At 64.7% G+C, this 16,143-nt stretch carries 19 protein-coding genes; 13 read left to right on the forward strand and 6 right to left on the reverse strand.

The features are described 5' to 3' along the window. Positions 1-55: 55 nt before the first annotated feature. Together ACNSTU_RS04640 and ACNSTU_RS04645 are read right to left on the reverse strand one after the other, a co-directional pair. Entirely contained in the window at positions 56-1,423 is a 1,368-nt protein-coding gene (locus tag ACNSTU_RS04640) for a TRAP transporter large permease (RefSeq protein ID WP_290632447.1), read from the reverse strand. Beyond that, positions 1,423-2,142 (reverse strand): TRAP transporter small permease subunit, encoded by a 720-nt coding sequence (locus ACNSTU_RS04645; RefSeq protein ID WP_418212134.1) that lies wholly within the window; start codon positions 2,140-2,142, stop codon positions 1,423-1,425. The genes ACNSTU_RS04640 and ACNSTU_RS04645 overlap by 1 nt, the downstream gene beginning before the upstream one ends. Positions 2,143-2,331: 189 nt before the next feature. Between ACNSTU_RS04645 and ACNSTU_RS04650 the strand changes: the two genes are divergently transcribed. Together ACNSTU_RS04650 and ACNSTU_RS04655 are read left to right on the forward strand one after the other, a co-directional pair. Further along, on the forward strand, positions 2,332-3,528 hold the full coding sequence (locus ACNSTU_RS04650) for a lytic murein transglycosylase (protein WP_290637391.1): 1,197 nt from the start codon (positions 2,332-2,334) through the stop codon (positions 3,526-3,528). Between the two features lie 15 nt (positions 3,529-3,543). Further along, entirely contained in the window at positions 3,544-4,521 is a 978-nt protein-coding gene (locus tag ACNSTU_RS04655; RefSeq protein WP_418212135.1) for an arsenic resistance protein, read from the forward strand. Here ACNSTU_RS04655 and ACNSTU_RS04660 read toward each other — a convergent pair. Together ACNSTU_RS04660 and ACNSTU_RS04665 are read right to left on the reverse strand one after the other, a co-directional pair. Next, on the reverse strand, positions 4,491-5,264 hold the full coding sequence (locus ACNSTU_RS04660; protein ID WP_290634033.1) for a helix-turn-helix domain-containing protein: 774 nt from the start codon (positions 5,262-5,264) through the stop codon (positions 4,491-4,493). The genes ACNSTU_RS04655 and ACNSTU_RS04660 overlap by 31 nt on opposite strands. Positions 5,265-5,360: 96 nt before the next feature. Beyond that, positions 5,361-5,774: a PA2779 family protein gene (locus tag ACNSTU_RS04665; protein WP_290634031.1), complete on the reverse strand. Its 414-nt coding sequence runs from the start codon at positions 5,772-5,774 to the stop codon at positions 5,361-5,363. A gap of 222 nt (positions 5,775-5,996) precedes the next feature. On the opposite strand from ACNSTU_RS04665, the gene ACNSTU_RS04670 reads away from it, so the two are divergent. Genes ACNSTU_RS04670 through ACNSTU_RS04680 form a run of 3 tightly spaced genes read left to right on the forward strand, consistent with a single transcriptional unit; the run spans position 5,997 to position 7,786 of the window. Next, entirely contained in the window at positions 5,997-6,752 is a 756-nt protein-coding gene (locus ACNSTU_RS04670; RefSeq protein ID WP_290634028.1) for an NUDIX hydrolase, read from the forward strand. A 37-nt stretch (positions 6,753-6,789) separates the two neighbouring features. Beyond that, entirely contained in the window at positions 6,790-7,293 is a 504-nt protein-coding gene (locus ACNSTU_RS04675; protein WP_290634026.1) for a cupin domain-containing protein, read from the forward strand. Between the two features lie 10 nt (positions 7,294-7,303). Further along, positions 7,304-7,786, forward strand: a complete 483-nt coding sequence (locus tag ACNSTU_RS04680) for a CDP-archaeol synthase (RefSeq protein WP_290634024.1) — start codon at positions 7,304-7,306, stop codon at positions 7,784-7,786. Here the strand turns inward: ACNSTU_RS04680 and ACNSTU_RS04685 are convergent. Beyond that, positions 7,783-8,733 (reverse strand): metallophosphoesterase, encoded by a 951-nt coding sequence (locus ACNSTU_RS04685; RefSeq protein ID WP_290634022.1) that lies wholly within the window; start codon positions 8,731-8,733, stop codon positions 7,783-7,785. The genes ACNSTU_RS04680 and ACNSTU_RS04685 overlap by 4 nt on opposite strands. 102 nt (positions 8,734-8,835) lie before the next feature. Beyond that, complete coding sequence (locus tag ACNSTU_RS04690) at positions 8,836-9,312, reverse strand: magnesium transporter MgtE N-terminal domain-containing protein (RefSeq protein WP_290634020.1); 477 nt, start codon at positions 9,310-9,312, stop codon at positions 8,836-8,838. Between the two features lie 302 nt (positions 9,313-9,614). Here ACNSTU_RS04690 and ACNSTU_RS04695 point away from each other — a divergent pair, with 302 nt between their 5' ends. The 8 genes from ACNSTU_RS04695 (at position 9,615) to ACNSTU_RS04730 (ending at position 16,107) form a co-directional block, all read left to right on the forward strand. Beyond that, a complete protein-coding gene (locus tag ACNSTU_RS04695) occupies positions 9,615-10,472 on the forward strand; it encodes an undecaprenyl-diphosphate phosphatase (RefSeq protein WP_290634018.1) in 858 nt (285 codons plus the stop codon). Between the two features lie 5 nt (positions 10,473-10,477). Then, entirely contained in the window at positions 10,478-10,873 is a 396-nt protein-coding gene (locus ACNSTU_RS04700; protein ID WP_290637395.1) for a fluoride efflux transporter FluC, read from the forward strand. After that, complete coding sequence (gene crcB / locus ACNSTU_RS04705; RefSeq protein WP_418212136.1) at positions 10,870-11,280, forward strand: fluoride efflux transporter CrcB; 411 nt, start codon at positions 10,870-10,872, stop codon at positions 11,278-11,280. Before ACNSTU_RS04700 ends, crcB begins: the two co-directional genes overlap by 4 nt. A gap of 65 nt (positions 11,281-11,345) precedes the next feature. Continuing rightward, positions 11,346-11,924, forward strand: coding sequence for an outer membrane beta-barrel protein (locus ACNSTU_RS04710; RefSeq protein WP_290634799.1), 579 nt, complete (start codon positions 11,346-11,348; stop codon positions 11,922-11,924). Positions 11,925-12,102: 178 nt separating this feature from the next. Then, positions 12,103-12,678 (forward strand): ANTAR domain-containing response regulator, encoded by a 576-nt coding sequence (locus ACNSTU_RS04715; RefSeq protein ID WP_290634797.1) that lies wholly within the window; start codon positions 12,103-12,105, stop codon positions 12,676-12,678. Between the two features lie 284 nt (positions 12,679-12,962). Continuing rightward, positions 12,963-14,384 (forward strand): CmpA/NrtA family ABC transporter substrate-binding protein, encoded by a 1,422-nt coding sequence (locus tag ACNSTU_RS04720; protein WP_290634795.1) that lies wholly within the window; start codon positions 12,963-12,965, stop codon positions 14,382-14,384. Positions 14,385-14,387: 3 nt separating this feature from the next. Continuing rightward, entirely contained in the window at positions 14,388-15,227 is an 840-nt protein-coding gene (gene ntrB / locus ACNSTU_RS04725; protein WP_290634793.1) for a nitrate ABC transporter permease, read from the forward strand. A gap of 10 nt (positions 15,228-15,237) precedes the next feature. Beyond that, positions 15,238-16,107 carry an ABC transporter ATP-binding protein gene (locus ACNSTU_RS04730; protein ID WP_366213954.1) on the forward strand — a complete coding sequence of 290 codons (870 nt, stop codon included), beginning with the start codon at positions 15,238-15,240 and terminating at the stop codon, positions 16,105-16,107. The last annotated feature ends 36 nt before the right edge of the window (positions 16,108-16,143 follow it).

Here is a 16,143-nt window from a genome sequence, read left to right on the forward strand (position 1 = left end):
GACGGGCGGCGCTGCCGCCCGTCAGGCATCACTCCCGTACTACAGCCAGCTCCGGTCAGTGCCTCGACGCCTCGGGCAGCCAAAGCACGAGGTCCGGGAACATCACGATCACCAGCAGCATCAGCAGCTGAATGATGATAAACGGCACAATCCCCCGATAGATGTCGCGCGTGCGTACACTGGGCGGCGCCGCCCCGCGCAGGTAGAACAGCGCGAATCCGAAAGGAGGCGTCAGGAAGGACGCCTGCAGATTCATGGCGATGAGCACACCAAACCAGACCGGATCAAAACCGAACATGACCGCCACCGGGGTGACCAGTGGCACCACGATGAACGTGATCTCGATGAAGTCCAGGAAGAAGCCGAGGATGAAGATCGTGACCATCACGAACAGCAGAAAGCCCCATTGGCCACCGGGCAGATCCGCCAGGAAGCCTTCCACCATCCAGTGACCACCGAGCGCATTGAACACCATGGCGAACGCGGTCGCCCCCACCAGGATGATGAAAACCATGCTGGTGAGCCGCACGGTCTGCTCGTTGACCGCGCGAATGTTGGTCAGGGTCAGGCGCCCGTTGAGCAGCGCCAGAATCGTGGCGCCGAAGGCGCCCATGGCACCTGCTTCAGTGGGCGTGGCAACGCCCATGAAGATCGTACCCAGCACCACGCCCACGAGAATCAACGGCGGCAGCAGGCTGCGGATGACCGCCAGCCACAGGTTGCTGATGGCGAACTCCTCGGCCACCGCGGGCATCGCCGGGGCCCGGTCACGCTTGAAGAACGCGTAACCTGCAATCCACAGCATGTACAGGCCGGCGAGCACCAGCCCCGGCAGCAGCGCCCCCATGAACAGGTCACCGACGTTCACGCCGGACATCTGGTCCGCCAGGATAATCAGTACGACGCTCGGCGGAATGATCTGCCCGAGCGTGCCACTGGCGGCTATGGTGCCGGAGGCAAGCCCCTTGTCGTAGCCGTACTTGAGCATCACAGGCAACGCCAGCACGGTCATGGTGACCACGGATGCGCCGACCACACCCGTTGACGCGGCCAGAAGCGCGCCGACGGCCACGACCGAGATGGCAAGACCGCCACGCATGCGCCCGAATAACCGGCCCATGGTCTGCAGCAGATCCTCCGCGAGCCCGGAGCGCTCCAGCATGACCCCCATGAACACGAAAAAGGGCACCGCCACCAGCGTGTAGTTGTCCATGATCGAGCCGAAGATCCGCTGCGGCAGGATCAACAACCGCCTCACGCCAAACTCCGAATCCCACGGAAAGGAGAACCCCATGCCGGGCAGCAGGTCGCTGAATAGCAGCGTGAAGATCACCGCCGTACCACCAAGGGCGAACGCCACCGGATAACCGGTGATCAGCAGCAACAGCAGCACCGCAAACATCCAGAAGGCGAGGTACTCCATTACGCCTCTCCTTCTGCCGCCTTGCGGCGCATATCGTCATCCCCCGGCCCGGGAACGCCGGGCACGCCGCGCAACCAGGCGACCCGCTTGACCACCTCGCTGATACCCTGCAAAAACAGCATGGAGAAGCCGACGAGAATCACCGTCTTGATCGGGTAACGGGGCAGTCCACCCGGGTTCGGGCTCGACTCCAGGAGGCGCCACGAGCGCGCCACGTAGTCGACGCTGAAGTACAGCGCAAAGATGCAGAATGGAAGGAGCAGAAGCAGCGTGCCGGCCACGTCAATCCAGGCCTGGGTCCGCTGGCTTCGGCCCGCATAAATGACATCGACGCGAATGTGGCCATTGCGACGCAGCACGTACGCCGCAGCCAGCAGAAAGATCATCGAATAGGCATACGTCTGCGCCTCGAGCAGTGCATTGCTGCTGAGCTGCAACCCCAATGCCGCTCCAAGATAGCGCCCGACGACGTTTATGACGCCAATGGCGACCATGGCCAGCGCCACCCAACCCATGGCCCGCCCGACAAATCCGTTGAGCGCATCGATCACCCGCGCGAGCAGTAAAAGGCCTCGCATGCCCACCCCCGAAGCTCCCTTGAGCCGGGGATCATAACGGCCGGGCTGAATCGCTGCAAAAAAAACCCGTTCATGCCGCGATCCCATCGCGCTGCCCAGGTTGCTCTCGCCCGGGCGGCCAGTGCAATCCGAACTTTTCACGGAACCCTGATCTGCCCTGCGGGTCCAGGACCAGAGGCACACCGAACGCCAGCAATGGCCGCCTATGCCACGTGGGCGCCACCGGGAACGCAGAGCGATTTCGGGAGTCTAGACTACATTGCTCAGCATTTCCTTGAGCTATTATTAGCCGGGCACGAGCCCCGCATCCGACCTGACGGAGAACCAACCATGACCCGCGCACGCCATCTCGCCCCGTTACTGCTGCTGACCACATCGGGGCTGGTTCACGCCGATTTCGAAGCCTGCCGGGACCACCTGAAACAGGAGGCGGAGGCCGCGGGAATCACGTCCACAGAGGCGATGGACGCCATCGCGGCCGTGGAGCAGCGTGAGCGCATCATCGAGCTGGACCGCAGCCAACCCGAGTTCGTGCAGACCTTTCAGCAGTATCTGGACGCACGCGTGACACCGGCCCACGTGGAACGGGGACGCGACCTCTTTGATGAACACGGGGAACTGTTGCAGCGGGTGCAGTCGGACTTTGGCGTCCCCCCGGCCTACATCGTGGCCTTCTGGGGCCTGGAAACGCACTTTGGCCGCCACTTCGGCCGTGTGCCGGTGATGGATGCGCTGGCAACGCTGGCCTGTGATCAGCGCCGCTCCGAGTTCTTCACGGCCGAATTCCTGGACGCACTGCGCATCGTCGATGACGGCAACATGGCCGCCGATGACATGCAGGGTTCCTGGGCAGGGGCCATGGGTCACATGCAGTTCATGCCATCGACCTTCAACGCCTACGCCGTGGACTATGATGACTCAGGGCGCATCGATATCTGGAACAGCCTGGAAGATGCATTCGGCTCGGCCGGCAGTTACCTGGAAGCCATGGGCTGGCAGGCCGGTCAACGCTGGGGGCGGGAAGTCACGCTGCCCGACGGATTCGATTTCAGTGAGGCCAGCCTGGACACCCGCCGCAGCGTCGACGCCTGGGCCGACATGGGCGTGCGCATGGCCTCAGGCGCCTCCCTGCCAAGCGCGGACATGCAGGGCAGCATCATCGTGCCGTCGGGGGCCGACGGCCCGGCGTTCCTTGTCTACGACAATTTCCGTGTCATCATGCGCTGGAACCGGTCCATCTCCTACGCGATCAGCGTCGGCTATCTGGCTGATCGCATCGCCGGGCTCGGTCAGATCCGTGCCGATTGGGACGAGGAGCCGCTCGCCATCGAAGAGGTCGAGGAGATCCAGCGCCACCTGAACGCCCTCGGTCACGACAGCGGTGAACCCGACGGCATGCCGGGCCCCCGAACCCGCGCGGCGATTCGGGACTTTCAGGCCGCGGCCGGCCGCACGGCTGATGGCCACCCCGACCACGACCTGCTGGAGGCACTGCAGGGCGCAGTGGAGGACAGCAACGCACAATGACACGACCCCCCGGGCATGGATAGCAACCAGCCGGAGCACTGGCAGATCCCGGCTGCCCTTGCGGCGCTGGTGTTCGGGGGCGGGTTCGCCGCCCTGGTGCCGGCGCGTGCCGAGGCACTTGAGCCTGCAGTATGGCCCGTGCTTGCCCTGCTGCTCTACGCCACCTTCTGCCAGATCCGCTGGCAGGATCTGCGACCCGCTGCCGACGGCAAACAGTTCCTGAAGGCGCTGGCGCTCAGCCAGGCGGTGTTCGTGCCGCTGATGGTGGCGGTCATGACCCTGCCGCTCCCTGATTCTCCGACCCTGAAACTGGCCATCCTGCTGGTGTTGCTTGCCCCCTGCACCGACTGGTTCGTCACGTTCACCCACCTGGGAGGCGGCAGTACTCAGCAGGCAACGCTGGCGACCCCGGTTCTACTGGCCGGACAGCTCGTACTGCTGCCGATGTGGCTCATCCTTCTGGCCGGCCCGGCAGCCGTCGAGGTCATCGCCGTTGACCGGTTTCTGGTGGTCTTTGCGGGGCTGATCGCGTTGCCACTGGGCCTCGCGCTGATCCTGGAAATGGGCACGCGGCGATGGCAGCCACTGCACCATGTCGCCCAAATCAGCCGTCGGGCGATGACGCCCTTTCTCCTGCTGCTTCTGTTCGTGCTGGCGGCAAGCCACCTGCCCCACCTGGCGGGCACGGGCAGCGTGTTGCTCGGCGTCGCCCTGCTCTACGTCGCGTACCTGCTGGCTGTCCCGGCACTGGGGTTTCTCGTCAGCAGCCGGCTGGAACTGACGCCGGTCGCCACGCGGACATTGATCTTCAGCCTGGCCGCGCGGAACTCTTTCGTGGTGATGCCGTTTGCGCTGACCTTGCCGGAGCCGGCCCTTGCGGCCGGCGTGATCGTGGTGCAAAGCGTGATCGAGGTGGGCGGGCTGATTCTCTACACCCGGCTGATACCGGCGCTGGTGCCGCTTCAGGCATCAACACCGTCAAACAGCGGGTGAATGGCCACGGGCTGAGCATTGCGCAGAATGCCCGACGGCTTGAGCCCGAACAGCATGCGGAAATCCCGCGAGAGCTGAGACGGGTCCCGGAAGCCTGCATTGAGCGCTGCTTCCGTGATGCTGCCACTGACGCCGATGGCCATGGCCAGGCGTTGAATGCGTGTCCAAAGGCGAAAACGGCCGATGGACATGCCGATCTCCTCCCTGAACAGGTGTCCGAGACGACTGGGTGACAAGCCAACGTGCAGCGCCAGCTGTTCCTGGTCGTTCGGCGGACGGGAGTCTTCCAGCAGCGCGTGGATGGCCCGCCGGACCCGCGGATCCAGCGCCTGGGGCTGGGGCCCGGGAAGCTGGTCATCCAGGCGCTGCAGCACGCGCTCAGGAACCACATCCCCTGTCGCCGCCCGCGCCAGCGTGCCGGGCAACTCGGCGGTCAGCACCGCAGGCAGGCCGTCGGTCACGATCGGCTCGCTGCTCAGATGCCAGGCACGCCGGGCGACCGGATGATGGGGGCCAAGCAGGAGGTGCCCGATGCGTGTGCCGCGATAATCCAGCCTGGGTACCGTCGCGCCAGGAAACACCCAGGCGCTGCGCACGAGCGCCCCGTCCGTCCCACCCATGCGAAACGGCCCGTCGATGCCCATGATCAGAGTGTGCGCGGGATTGCGATGATCCTCCACCGTGTCCAGGCGGCCGGTGAAGAGGGTCCAGTCGTAACCGATGAAAAGCTGCGCGGACTCCATGGCCAACCCCGCATCAATGACATCCTGTGCTGTCAGTATAGGCCGCCGTGCCCGCCCCTGGCCCTGAAGCCGGGGCGCCGGCACGGCCGGGCCCTTCTACTGAGCGGTCTTCTGCACGAACGGGAAGACATTCGTGAAACCAAGGATATCGGTGATCAACAGAACCAGGAAGACGATCAACGCGGCGCTGACCACCGACCCCACTCCGGCGCCTGCCGGCTCATCGGCCATCCGTTCGTTGAGCATCTCCAGCTCGGCGGCGGTCAGTGCATTGACCCGGCTTTCCGCCTGATCAGGGTCGACACCCCAGGCCACCAGCTGCTCCCGAACCTCGTCCTCCGCCAGCAGATCCAGCACCTCACTGCGAGTCTGCTCGAGCTCCGCCTCGCCGGCAACGGCGTAGGTATCAATCATGTTCGCCTGGGCAACGGGAATCCAGACCGAAACGGCCAGGAACAGGGCGGCCCAGAGCGCCGACAAAGCCCGGAATCCGGTTCGTTGCTGCATCATCGCTACTTCTCCTTCCTTCGCGGTCCACTGCGTCGCCGGCTCCAACCCACGCCAGATAAAGCCGGCCCCTTGGGCTGCACTATTCATTCCTGGGCGGCGCAATGCAAGCGCACTGCACAATCAACTGCTGGCTGTCTGCTGCGGGCGACAACTGATGCATGGCGTGACGCTACAAAATAGGTATTCTGAAGACACTGCCAGTCACAGCGTTGAGGTGTGCACATGCCCGTCACTCCAAAACCGGCCTCCACCGTGATCGTGCTCCGTGACGGGCAATCAGGGCTTGAAGTCCTGCTCCTCAAACGCAATGCCCGCACCCGCTTCGGCCCCGGGGCATCCGTGTTCCCCGGTGGCGCGGTCGACCAGGAGGACAGCGGCCCGGCTGTGCCTCCCTGCCCGGTCGACGAAGCCACCGCCAGCGCGGAACTCGGTGTCCGGCGCGGCGGGCTGGCATACCGGATCGCCGCAATCCGCGAGTGTTTCGAGGAAGCGGGCATCCTGCTCGCCCGCCAGGCGGACGGCACGGCCCCGCGGCTGGACACTCCGGCAGTGATGCAGCGGTTCCAGGCATACCGGGACGCGCTGCGCCATCAGGAAATGTCCCTGGCGGACATCTGTCAGCGGGAACAACTGCACTTGTTCGGGGACGAACTGCTGTATGTCAGTCACTGGGTCACACCGGCTTACGTGCCGAAACGGTTTGACACCCGATTCTTTCTCGCGGTGGTGCCCACAGGCCAGGAAGCCACCTGCTGTGGCCAGGAAACCGTTGATCAATGCTGGGTGACTCCGGAAGCCGGTCTTGAAGCCGATGCCCGGGGCGCCCTTGAGCTGATGACGCCGACCCGGGATACACTGGAGCGGCTGTCACGCTACGATAACGCGGAGGCGGTCATTGCCGGGCTTCGCCAACAGAGGCTCGGCGCCAGAATCCCCGGGCATGGGCTGATGGAACAGCGCTTCCCCGACCCCGCCTGAGTTGAGGTCACGCGCACCCCCGGAGGCCGCCATTTCGATGACCGACACCCACCCCGAGCCGCCGCTGCCTTCGGAAGCAGCGCGACGCATCGAAGCGCTGGGACTGGCCCCGCACCCGGAGGGCGGCTGGTATCGGCGCATACACACCGGCACGGTAACGGTGCGACGGCCGGATGACGGTGAGCGGCCGGGAGTGACCTTGATTCATTATCTGCTGCCAGCCGGGGCTCATAGCGCCTGGCACCGTGTCGACGGCGACGAGATCTGGCACTACCTGGATGGCGATCCGCTCACGTTATGGCAACAGGGCACGGACGGCGAGTGCCGCAGCATCACCCTCGGCCCTGCGGCTCACGCCGAACCGGTCGCCGTCATCCCTGCGGGCGCCTGGCAGGCAGCTGTCCCCAACGGCCGCTGGACGCTGACCGCCTGCGCAGTGGGCCCCGGCTTCGACTTCGCCGGATTCACCCTGCTGCGCGAACATGAGGGTGGTCGTGAGTGGCTGCGCACACACGCTCCCCAGCTCCAGCACCTGTTATGACCACCCTGCCATGATCGCAACGGTACAAGTACTGATCATCATCACGGTGGCAAACGCGGCGCCGGTCGTATTGAGCTTTCTGTTGGGCAAGCGCAACGGCCAACCTGTGGACGGCGGACGTCATTGGCGCGACGGTCGTCGCATGTTCGGCCCATCGAAGACGGTGCGCGGGGTGGTGGCGGCGGTGATTGCCACAACGCTTGTGACGGTCCTGCTCGGCCTGCCGCTGGCCGCAGGGGCAGCCGCCGGCATACTGGCCATGGCCGGAGACCTCGCGTCGAGTTTCACCAAACGCCGCCTCGGCCTGGTCCCCAGCAGCCGATTCATCGGCCTCGATCAGGTGCCGGAGGCGTTCCTGCCGCTGCTCGCACTAGTGCCCCTGCCAATGATCAGCCCCGCCAGCGGCATCACTGCCGCGGCCCTGTTCGTATTGCTGGGGCCGCCCGCGTCGTGGGTGCTCTACCGCGCCGGCATTCGCCGAGAGCCTCACTAGTGCCCTGTCAGTGTATGGAGTACGACTTCCGGCGGGCAGTTGTACCGCACATCAAGCACCGACGCCCCGGCACCTACAGACGTGTAGCCCTTCAATCCGCGCCACTGCCAGGGACCACTGGTAAGGTGGCGGGGGCAGTCGGCGTTGGTCGTCAGTGGGAACCCGCCCGGCAACCGGATCTGGCCGCCGTGGGTGTGCCCGCAGAGCATCGCGTCCACCCCTGCCGCCGCAGCATCTCGGTAAGCCTCCGGTGAGTGCGCGAGCAGCACCGCGGGCATATGGTCAGGGCGCCCCCTGAGGGCACGCACAATGTCGTGCTGGCGGTAGTAGTGCGGATCGTCCACTCCGGCCAGCCACACGCCAGCGCCATCGGAACGACCCAGAACGAGGCCTTCGTTCAGCAGCACGCGAATCCCCAGTGCCTCCAAACGCGGAACCATGCGAATGCTGTCATGATTGCCCAGAACGGCATAGACGGGGCCGTCGAGTGCCGCCCGCACGGTCTTGATGCCCGCGAGCGCCGGCTCGGCATTCCCGTTGGTGCGGTAACGGAAATCCCCGGTGATCACGCACGCATCCCACTGCAAGCCGCGCAACTGATCAGCGAGACCGTCTGCAAAATGGGGATCGACATCCAGATGGGGGTCGCTGAGGTGGAGCAGGCGATAGCCATGCATTGCTTCGGTCAGACCGGCCACGGGCAGGTCGTGCTCCCGCACCTGCAGGCGGCGGGCGTTCCGCTGCCCACGCCGGTAGAGGCCGGTCACCCGAAGCGCATACTCCAGGCAGACGCGGCTGAACCGCAGGTTCTCGAAGTGGATGGTGCCGGTGCTGGGATCGAGAACCGGTTCGCCGCCGGGAGCCTCCCGCCGGAGACGTGATTCCAGATGGCCGTCGAACACGCGGCCGTTCAGATACTCCCGGAGCCCGTCATCAGTGTGATCCATGCTGCCCCCCGACTCGTGCAGCAACGCCGACGGCCCATCGCTGAACCGAACGCGCTCGCGCTACCGTAGGCGGATTCGCTGCGCAGCGGCAAGCTGTCCCGCTCAGGAGACAGGCTCTCGCCGGCGCCCTCCCCGACGGGCAATCGCCCTTGCCAACACCGCTCGCCAGCGGGGACGGGAATCCCCCGCGGGAACAGCGGCCGCTGGCGCCATCTGCGCTTTGAGCGCACCGTCAACGGCCGCGCGACGGGACTCGGGCAGGTCGCCAAGAACCAGTTCCCGGGTGGCCGCGTCGGCGTGCTTGAGGGCGCCCACCAGCAGTTCGTTACCGGAGAGGCTGACCAAACGGCGGCGGTTGTCGCTGTTCAATGCACCGAGCAGTGCCGCCCGTTCCGCCGGCGCCATGGTGACATAACCAATGGCTCCCCGGTTGAATGGCAGCGCACGGAACGCCTGCACGCGCTCATCCACAGGCAGCATGGTGAGCCATTCGGCCAGCTCGGACGCTGCCCAGTCGGCGATGTCCCGGGGCAGCTGCAGGCGGCCACGGCGGTATATGAGCTGCTTTCTGTCGGTCATGGCCCCCTCCTGTCCTGTCTGGCGAATTGGCGTGCAAACCCGCGTCGATCAAAGCCGAAATGCTACGCTGCACAACAATATAAATCAATGACTTTACTGTTTTTTCCTTGATATCGCCGAGGTTGTTCCCCTGGGGCCATAATCGCGCCGGGACACCCTCGGTTCGGCACCGCCGCCCTTCAGGACTTCCCCCGTTCTCCCGGCTCCGGTAGGCTCCGACCCGTACTCAGTATCCGGGTCGCGGCACCGCAATGGCGGCCAGGCGTCCGGACCACCCCCGACCGATTCAGAGGATGGCCTCAATGGCCCTTTACATCGTCGTGCTGCTCGGCATTGTCCAGGGCGCGTTCATGTTTCTGCCGGTCAGCTCCACGGCACACCTGGTTCTCACACAGCACTGGCTGATCGCCCAGGGTGCCGACATCCCCGCCCCCGACAGCGCCGAGATGATCCTGTTCGATCTGGTGGTGCATGTGGGCACACTCATCTCCATTTGTATCGTCTTCCGGCGCAGTCTCTTTAGGCTGATTCGTGATGGCCTTGTCGGTCTGGCACGGATGCGCCATCAGTACCGTCCGTTGCCGCTGACGATCCGCCTGGCCCTGCTGTGTGCTCTGTCGGTTCTGGCCACCGGGATCATCGGCATCACCTTCAAACTCTTTTTCGAAGCAGTGTTCGCCCGCCCGGCGATGATCGCCGGCACCCTTACACTAACAGGGCTGCTGCTGTGGATTACCGACCGCCTGCCGCCGCGTCCCCGCGGCCTCCGGCAGATCCGGGTGGGCACGGCGCTCGGCATCGGCGCCGCCCAGGGCCTGGCACTCATCCCGGGGATCAGTCGCAGTGGCATTACCATTGCCGCATCGCTGCTGTTCGGCCTGAAGCGGCGATGGGCGGCTGAGTACAGTTTCTTTCTCGCCATCCCCACGATCCTCGCGGCAACCCTGGTACAGGCCCTGGAACTCCAGACCGCCGGCGGCACGGCACAGCTCGGGTGGGTGGACATGGTGATCGGGCTGATCGTGGCGGCCGCTGTGGGCACCGGCGCCCTCTACCTGGTGGTCAGACTGCTGTACAAGGCGAAGCTGCGGATCTTCTCCTGGTACCTCTGGCTGCTTGCCATACTGGTGGGCTTCGGCCTGATTCCCCTGGGATACTGAGACTCATGGGCACACTAATCTCCTACGCCGCCATCGCCGCAGGAGGCGCCGCAGGTGGAGCACTGCGCTACCTGATCGGAACCGCTGTGGACCGTCGCACGGGAAGCACGTTTCCCTGGGGAACCTGGATCGTGAACGTCAGCGGATCGTTACTGCTGGGCGTGCTGGCAGGCCTCGTTCTGCGCCTAGGCTGGCCAGGCGAGACATGGGCGGCCGCCTTGATGATCGGCCTGTGCGGCAGCTACACCACCGTGTCGTCATTCAGCCTTCAGAGCATCGGTCTGGTCCGGGACCGGCAAGGGCTCAAGAGCGCGGCGTACGTGATCTCGTCACTGCTGGCCTGCCTACTGGCCGCAGCGCTCGGCCTCGCGCTGACCGCCGGGGGGTTAACTGCGCCATGACCCTGCGGGACTGTCTCGCCGTCGCAGTTGGCAGTTCGATCGGCGCCGTGCTCCGTCATGGGGTTTCCGACCTCTACGGCATGATCGGCGCCCTGGATTTTCCCTGGGACACACTCATGGCCAACGTGATCGGCTCACTGCTGATCGGCTGGCTGGCTGCTCTCACCGCCCCGGACGGACCACGCCCCCTGAACGCCAGGGTCAGGTTATTTCTTATGGGCGGTATCTGCGGCGGATTCACCACCTTCTCGGTGTTCAGCCTGGAGTCCGTCGCACTGATGGCCAGCGGTGCTTGGGGGCTAGCAGCACTGAACGTCTCGACCACCCTCGCACTGTGCCTGTTGCTGACGTGGGTGGGCTACAGCCTGGCCCAGCGCATGACGCAACGGGACGTCGCCAGACGGTGACAGCAATACGCCGTTTGGGGAACGTGCCATCATTTCCGTTGAATTCTTCCAACGGGAGTCAACCGATGAAAAGGCTATCCGCGCTGACGGCTGCAGCCATTCTGTTGCCCGCCACTGCCGGCGCAGCGAACCTCAGCTACAACCACATTGAGGGCGGACTGAATTGGGCGGATCCGCCGAGCCGGTTCGGGGATAGCGACTTTGGCCTGCTGATCCGTGGCCAGGGTTACCTGAACGACACCATCTTCGCGCGGGGTCAGTTCCAGAGTCACCGCTTTGATGTGGACACCCCGCCCGGGACGTCCAGCACCACCATCAGCCGCGACGTCCTCTGGGGCGGCGTCGGATTCCGCGTACCCACGCAGCAACGCGACCTCGACATCTACGGCGCACTGGACCTGGGTTACGATTTCGGCGATCAGGATGACCCCGGATTCCGGCTCGAGGGCGGTGCCCGGGCCTATCTCGACCCGGGCTGGGACACCACCGCCGGGATCCGGCTGTGGCGCTTCAACGATGCGAGCAGCAACGTGCAGGTCTTCGGCAGCGGCTACTACGAGGTGGCGCCACAGCTCTCCCTGGGTGGCGAACTTGCCGTCGGCGATTTCGACGAGATCCTGTTCGGCGCACGCTACACGTTCTGACCCGATTCCAGTGCCATGTTGGTGCATGTGAGCCATGCGTGCACCAACATGGCACGGCCCCATGCCCTATCCTGCGTGCAACTCCCTGATTCTCCCCTGCCACAGTCAAGGCACGGTGCTTGCTTCCTGTTTACCGGCGTGTTCCCGGAAATCCGAGGTACAACCTCAGGAGTAAGCAATGGCAACACGAGTCATGCTCGTTGACGAATACCCGGACCGGGCCGTCTGGCTCGGGGACGCCCTGAACGATGCCGGCTATGAAGTGGCCTGCACCGTAAAGGCTCACGAAGACCTCTACCAGCGCGTGCTGGATGTCCAGCCCGATGTGGTCATTGTTGAGGCCCGCTCGGGACGGCGGGACATTCTGGAAGGCTTGGGGACACGGAATTCGCCCTACCCGAAACCGGTGGTGCTGTTCACCGAACACAGCGACCCGGAGCTGATGCAGGCGGCCACTGCCGCGGGGGTGAGCCCCTATGTGGTGGGAGGCCTCTCAGCGGAGGGCGTGCGCTCCATCATCAACGTGGCCATCAACCAGTTCCATCAGTACGAGCAACTGCGGCATGAACTGGTGGACGCGCGCACCCGACTGGAGCACCAGCGCCAGATGGAACAGGCCAAGTGTTTTCTCATGGAACGCGACGGCATCAGCGAGAATGACGCCTACCATATGCTGCGGCGAACGGCCATGGAGCGCGCCCGACCCATCAGCGATATTGCCCGCGCCTTCCTGCGCGCCAACGGACGCGCCTGACTGACCACCAACCGCGCCGTGCCGGTGCACACCGCCCCACAACAGTGCACCGGCACCGCCACACCCCCTCGGGAAACCGAAAAAAAAGACGTTAACTCAGACTTTTACTAACATGGCACGAGTCATGCATTACTTTCTCTGACACGCGCGAATCCGGCTCAACCGCGAGCAGCGGTTCCCAACGGCGGGACGTCAGCCGGATTCGCCAACCTGAACCTGGCAAGGGCGCCTACCACCAACCCCGGTGGGGCGCCTTTTTTTGTTGCGACAACGAGGGCGATGCGATGACCAACAAATCACTCGGCGACCCGTTCGACCCGAACAGCGACCTGCGCCACAGCGCGGGATGCACGTGCAGCACGTGTCATGATCACGGCCATGAGGCCACCGCCGGCGACGACCTGCACGCGCTGGCGTCGCCCCACGAACAAGGCGGTGCCCCCGCAGATCGCGAGGCGCTCATGGACCGCCTGATCGAGAGTGCGGTGGTCCGGGCGCTGTTCGGCCACCACGACCCCAGCCGTCGGCAGGTTCTGCAGATGATGGGGGCCGGCACCTTCGCCGCCGCCCTCGGGTCCATGTTCCCTCTCGAGGCGGCGAAGGCGCTGCTCAAGGACGATCTGGGGACGCCGGAGAAACGCGACCTGAGCATCGGCTTTATCCCGATCACCTGCGCCACGCCAATCATCATGGCGCACCCCATGGGGTTCTACGAGCGCTACGGACTGAATGTGGACGTCCGGCGTGAAGCGGGTTGGGCCGTCGTCCGTGACAACTCCATGAACATGGAGCACGACGCCGCACACATGCTCACCCCCATGCCGCTCGCCATCACCATGGGGGCCGGTTCCAGCTCCATGCCCTTCCTGATGCCGGCGGTGGAGAACATCAACGGCCAGGCGATCACCTTGCGCATGGACCACAAGGACAAGCGCGACCCCAAGGACTGGAAGGGCTTCACCTTTGCCGTGCCCTTCGAGTACTCCATGCACAACTTCCTGCTGCGGTACTACGTGGCCGAGCATGGCCTGGACCCGGACAACGACATCTCCATCCGCGTGCTGCCGCCACCGGAGATGGTCGCCAACCTCCAGGCCGGGAACGTGGATGGCTACCTGGCGCCGGACCCGTTCAACCAGCGCGCGGTCTGGGACGAGGTGGGCTTCATTCACATGCTCACCAAGGAGATCTGGGACGGCCACCCGTGCTGCGCTTTCAGCACCAGTCGGCAGTTCGCCGAAGAAGCGCCCAACAGCTTCGGTGCCCTGTTCAAGGCCATCGTCGATGCCACCCACTACTCGTCGAACCACGACAACCGGGCGGAAATCGCAGAGGCGATCTCGGGGCGCAACTATCTCAACCAGCCCACCTCGGTGGTGGAACAGGTACTCACCGGTCGCTATGCCGACGGCCTGGGCGAGGTCAAGAACGAGCCCAACCGCATCGACTTCGACCCCTTCCCCTGGCACTCCATGGGCGTGTGGATCCTCACCCAGATGAAGCGCTGGGGCTACATCGACGGTGACGTGGATTACAAGGGCGTCGCCGAGGACGTCTACCTGGCCACGGACTGCGCCAGGCTCATGCGCGATCTGGGCTACGAGGCCCCGGACGTGACCTACAAATCCCACACGATCATGGGCAAAGACTTCGACCCGGAAGAGCCGGAGGCCTATGTGGACAGCTTCGAAATCCGGAGGTCGTAAGCCATGTTGACCACCGAAAACCTCAAGGCGGCGCTCCTCAGCGTCGCCCTGCTCATCGTCCTGCTCGGGGCCTGGGAGTGGAGCATCGAGGGGACAGTGCTGCCCATCGGCGACCAGGAACTGAGCGAGTATGAGCAACTCGTGGGGGGCAGCAGCGGCGGCTCCAGGATCCCGGCGCCGTCGGCGGTGATCAGCCACGCCATCACCGAGCTGAGTGACCCCTTCTATGTGGCCGGCAGCAATGACATGGGCATCGGCATCCAACTGGCCCACTCCGTCGGCCGCGTGTTCGCCGGCTACTCCCTGGCACTGCTGGTCGCCATCCCGCTGGGCTTTCTCATCGGCATGTCGCCGATCATGTACAAGGCCCTCAACCCGTATATCCAGATCCTGCGGCCCATCTCGCCGCTGGCGTGGATGCCGCTGGCGCTGTTCCTGATCCGGGACTCCGGGGCGTCGTCGATCTTCGTGATCTTCATCTGCTCCATCTGGCCGGTGCTGCTGAACACCGCCTTCGGCGTGGCCGGGGTATCGCGGGATCTGCGCAACGTGGCCCGGACGCTGGAGCTGTCGTCCCTGAAAACGGCCTTCGCCGTGATCCTCCCGGCCGCGGCGCCGACGATTCTCACCGGCATGCGGATCGCCATCGGCATCTCGTGGCTGGTGATCGTGGCCGCGGAGATGCTCGTGGGGGGCAGCGGCATCGGGTACTACATCTGGAACGAGTGGAACAACCTGGACATCACCAGCGTGATCTTCTCGATCCTGATGATCGGCATCGTCGGGATGTTCCTGGACAGCATCCTCGCGGCGGCGACACGCATGGTCCAGTACGACACCTGAGGCAGACAGCATGACCAAACCATTCCTGTACGTGGAAAACCTCAAGAAGGCGTTTCCCGGGCCCCGGGGCCAGGAGCCGCTCACGGTGTTCGAGAACGTCAACTTCGGCATCGACAAGGGCGAGTTCGTCTGCGTCATCGGCCACTCGGGCTGCGGCAAGTCGACCATTCTCAACGTCATGGCTGGATTGGACGAATCCAGCGACGGCTACGTGTTCATGGACGGCAAAGAGGTTCAGGGCACCAGCCTCGACCGTGGCGTCGTCTTCCAGAACCACAGCCTGCTGCCGTGGAAGTCGGCGCTCGCCAACGTCACCTTTGCCGTGAAGTCGAAATGGCCGGGCTGGTCGAAGGAGAAGATCCGCGACCACGCCATGAAATACATCGAACTTGTAGGCCTCAAGGGGTCCGAGGACAAACGCCCCTCACAGCTCTCGGGCGGGATGAAGCAGCGGGTGGGCATCGCCCGCGCGTTCGCCATCGAGCCGAAGATGCTGCTCATGGATGAACCGTTCGGGGCCCTGGACGCGTTGACCCGCGGCAGCATTCAGGACGAGCTGCTCAAGATCTGCACCGAGACGAAACAGACGGTGTTCATGATCACCCATGACGTGGACGAGGCCATTCTGCTCTCGGACCGCATCCTGCTCATGACCAACGGACCCCATGCGCAGGTTGCTGAATCCGTCACCGTTCCCATCGCCCGCCCGCGCAAGCGCGAGACGCTGGTGCGTCAGGACGGCTATTACGAGACCCGGAACCACCTGGTGGACTTCCTGGTGCGCCGCTCCAAGGAACTCCAGGGTGAGTACGTCCAGGACGACGGGGACAAGGAACCCGAAGTTACGACGCCGGTGCGGGCAGCCGCCGGCGGCAACTGAACCCACTTTGCAGAGCACAAACCAAAGGAGAGCATG

Source organism: Aquisalimonas sp. APHAB1-3, assembly GCF_048323695.1.
Classification (GTDB): domain Bacteria; phylum Pseudomonadota; class Gammaproteobacteria; order Nitrococcales; family Aquisalimonadaceae; genus Aquisalimonas.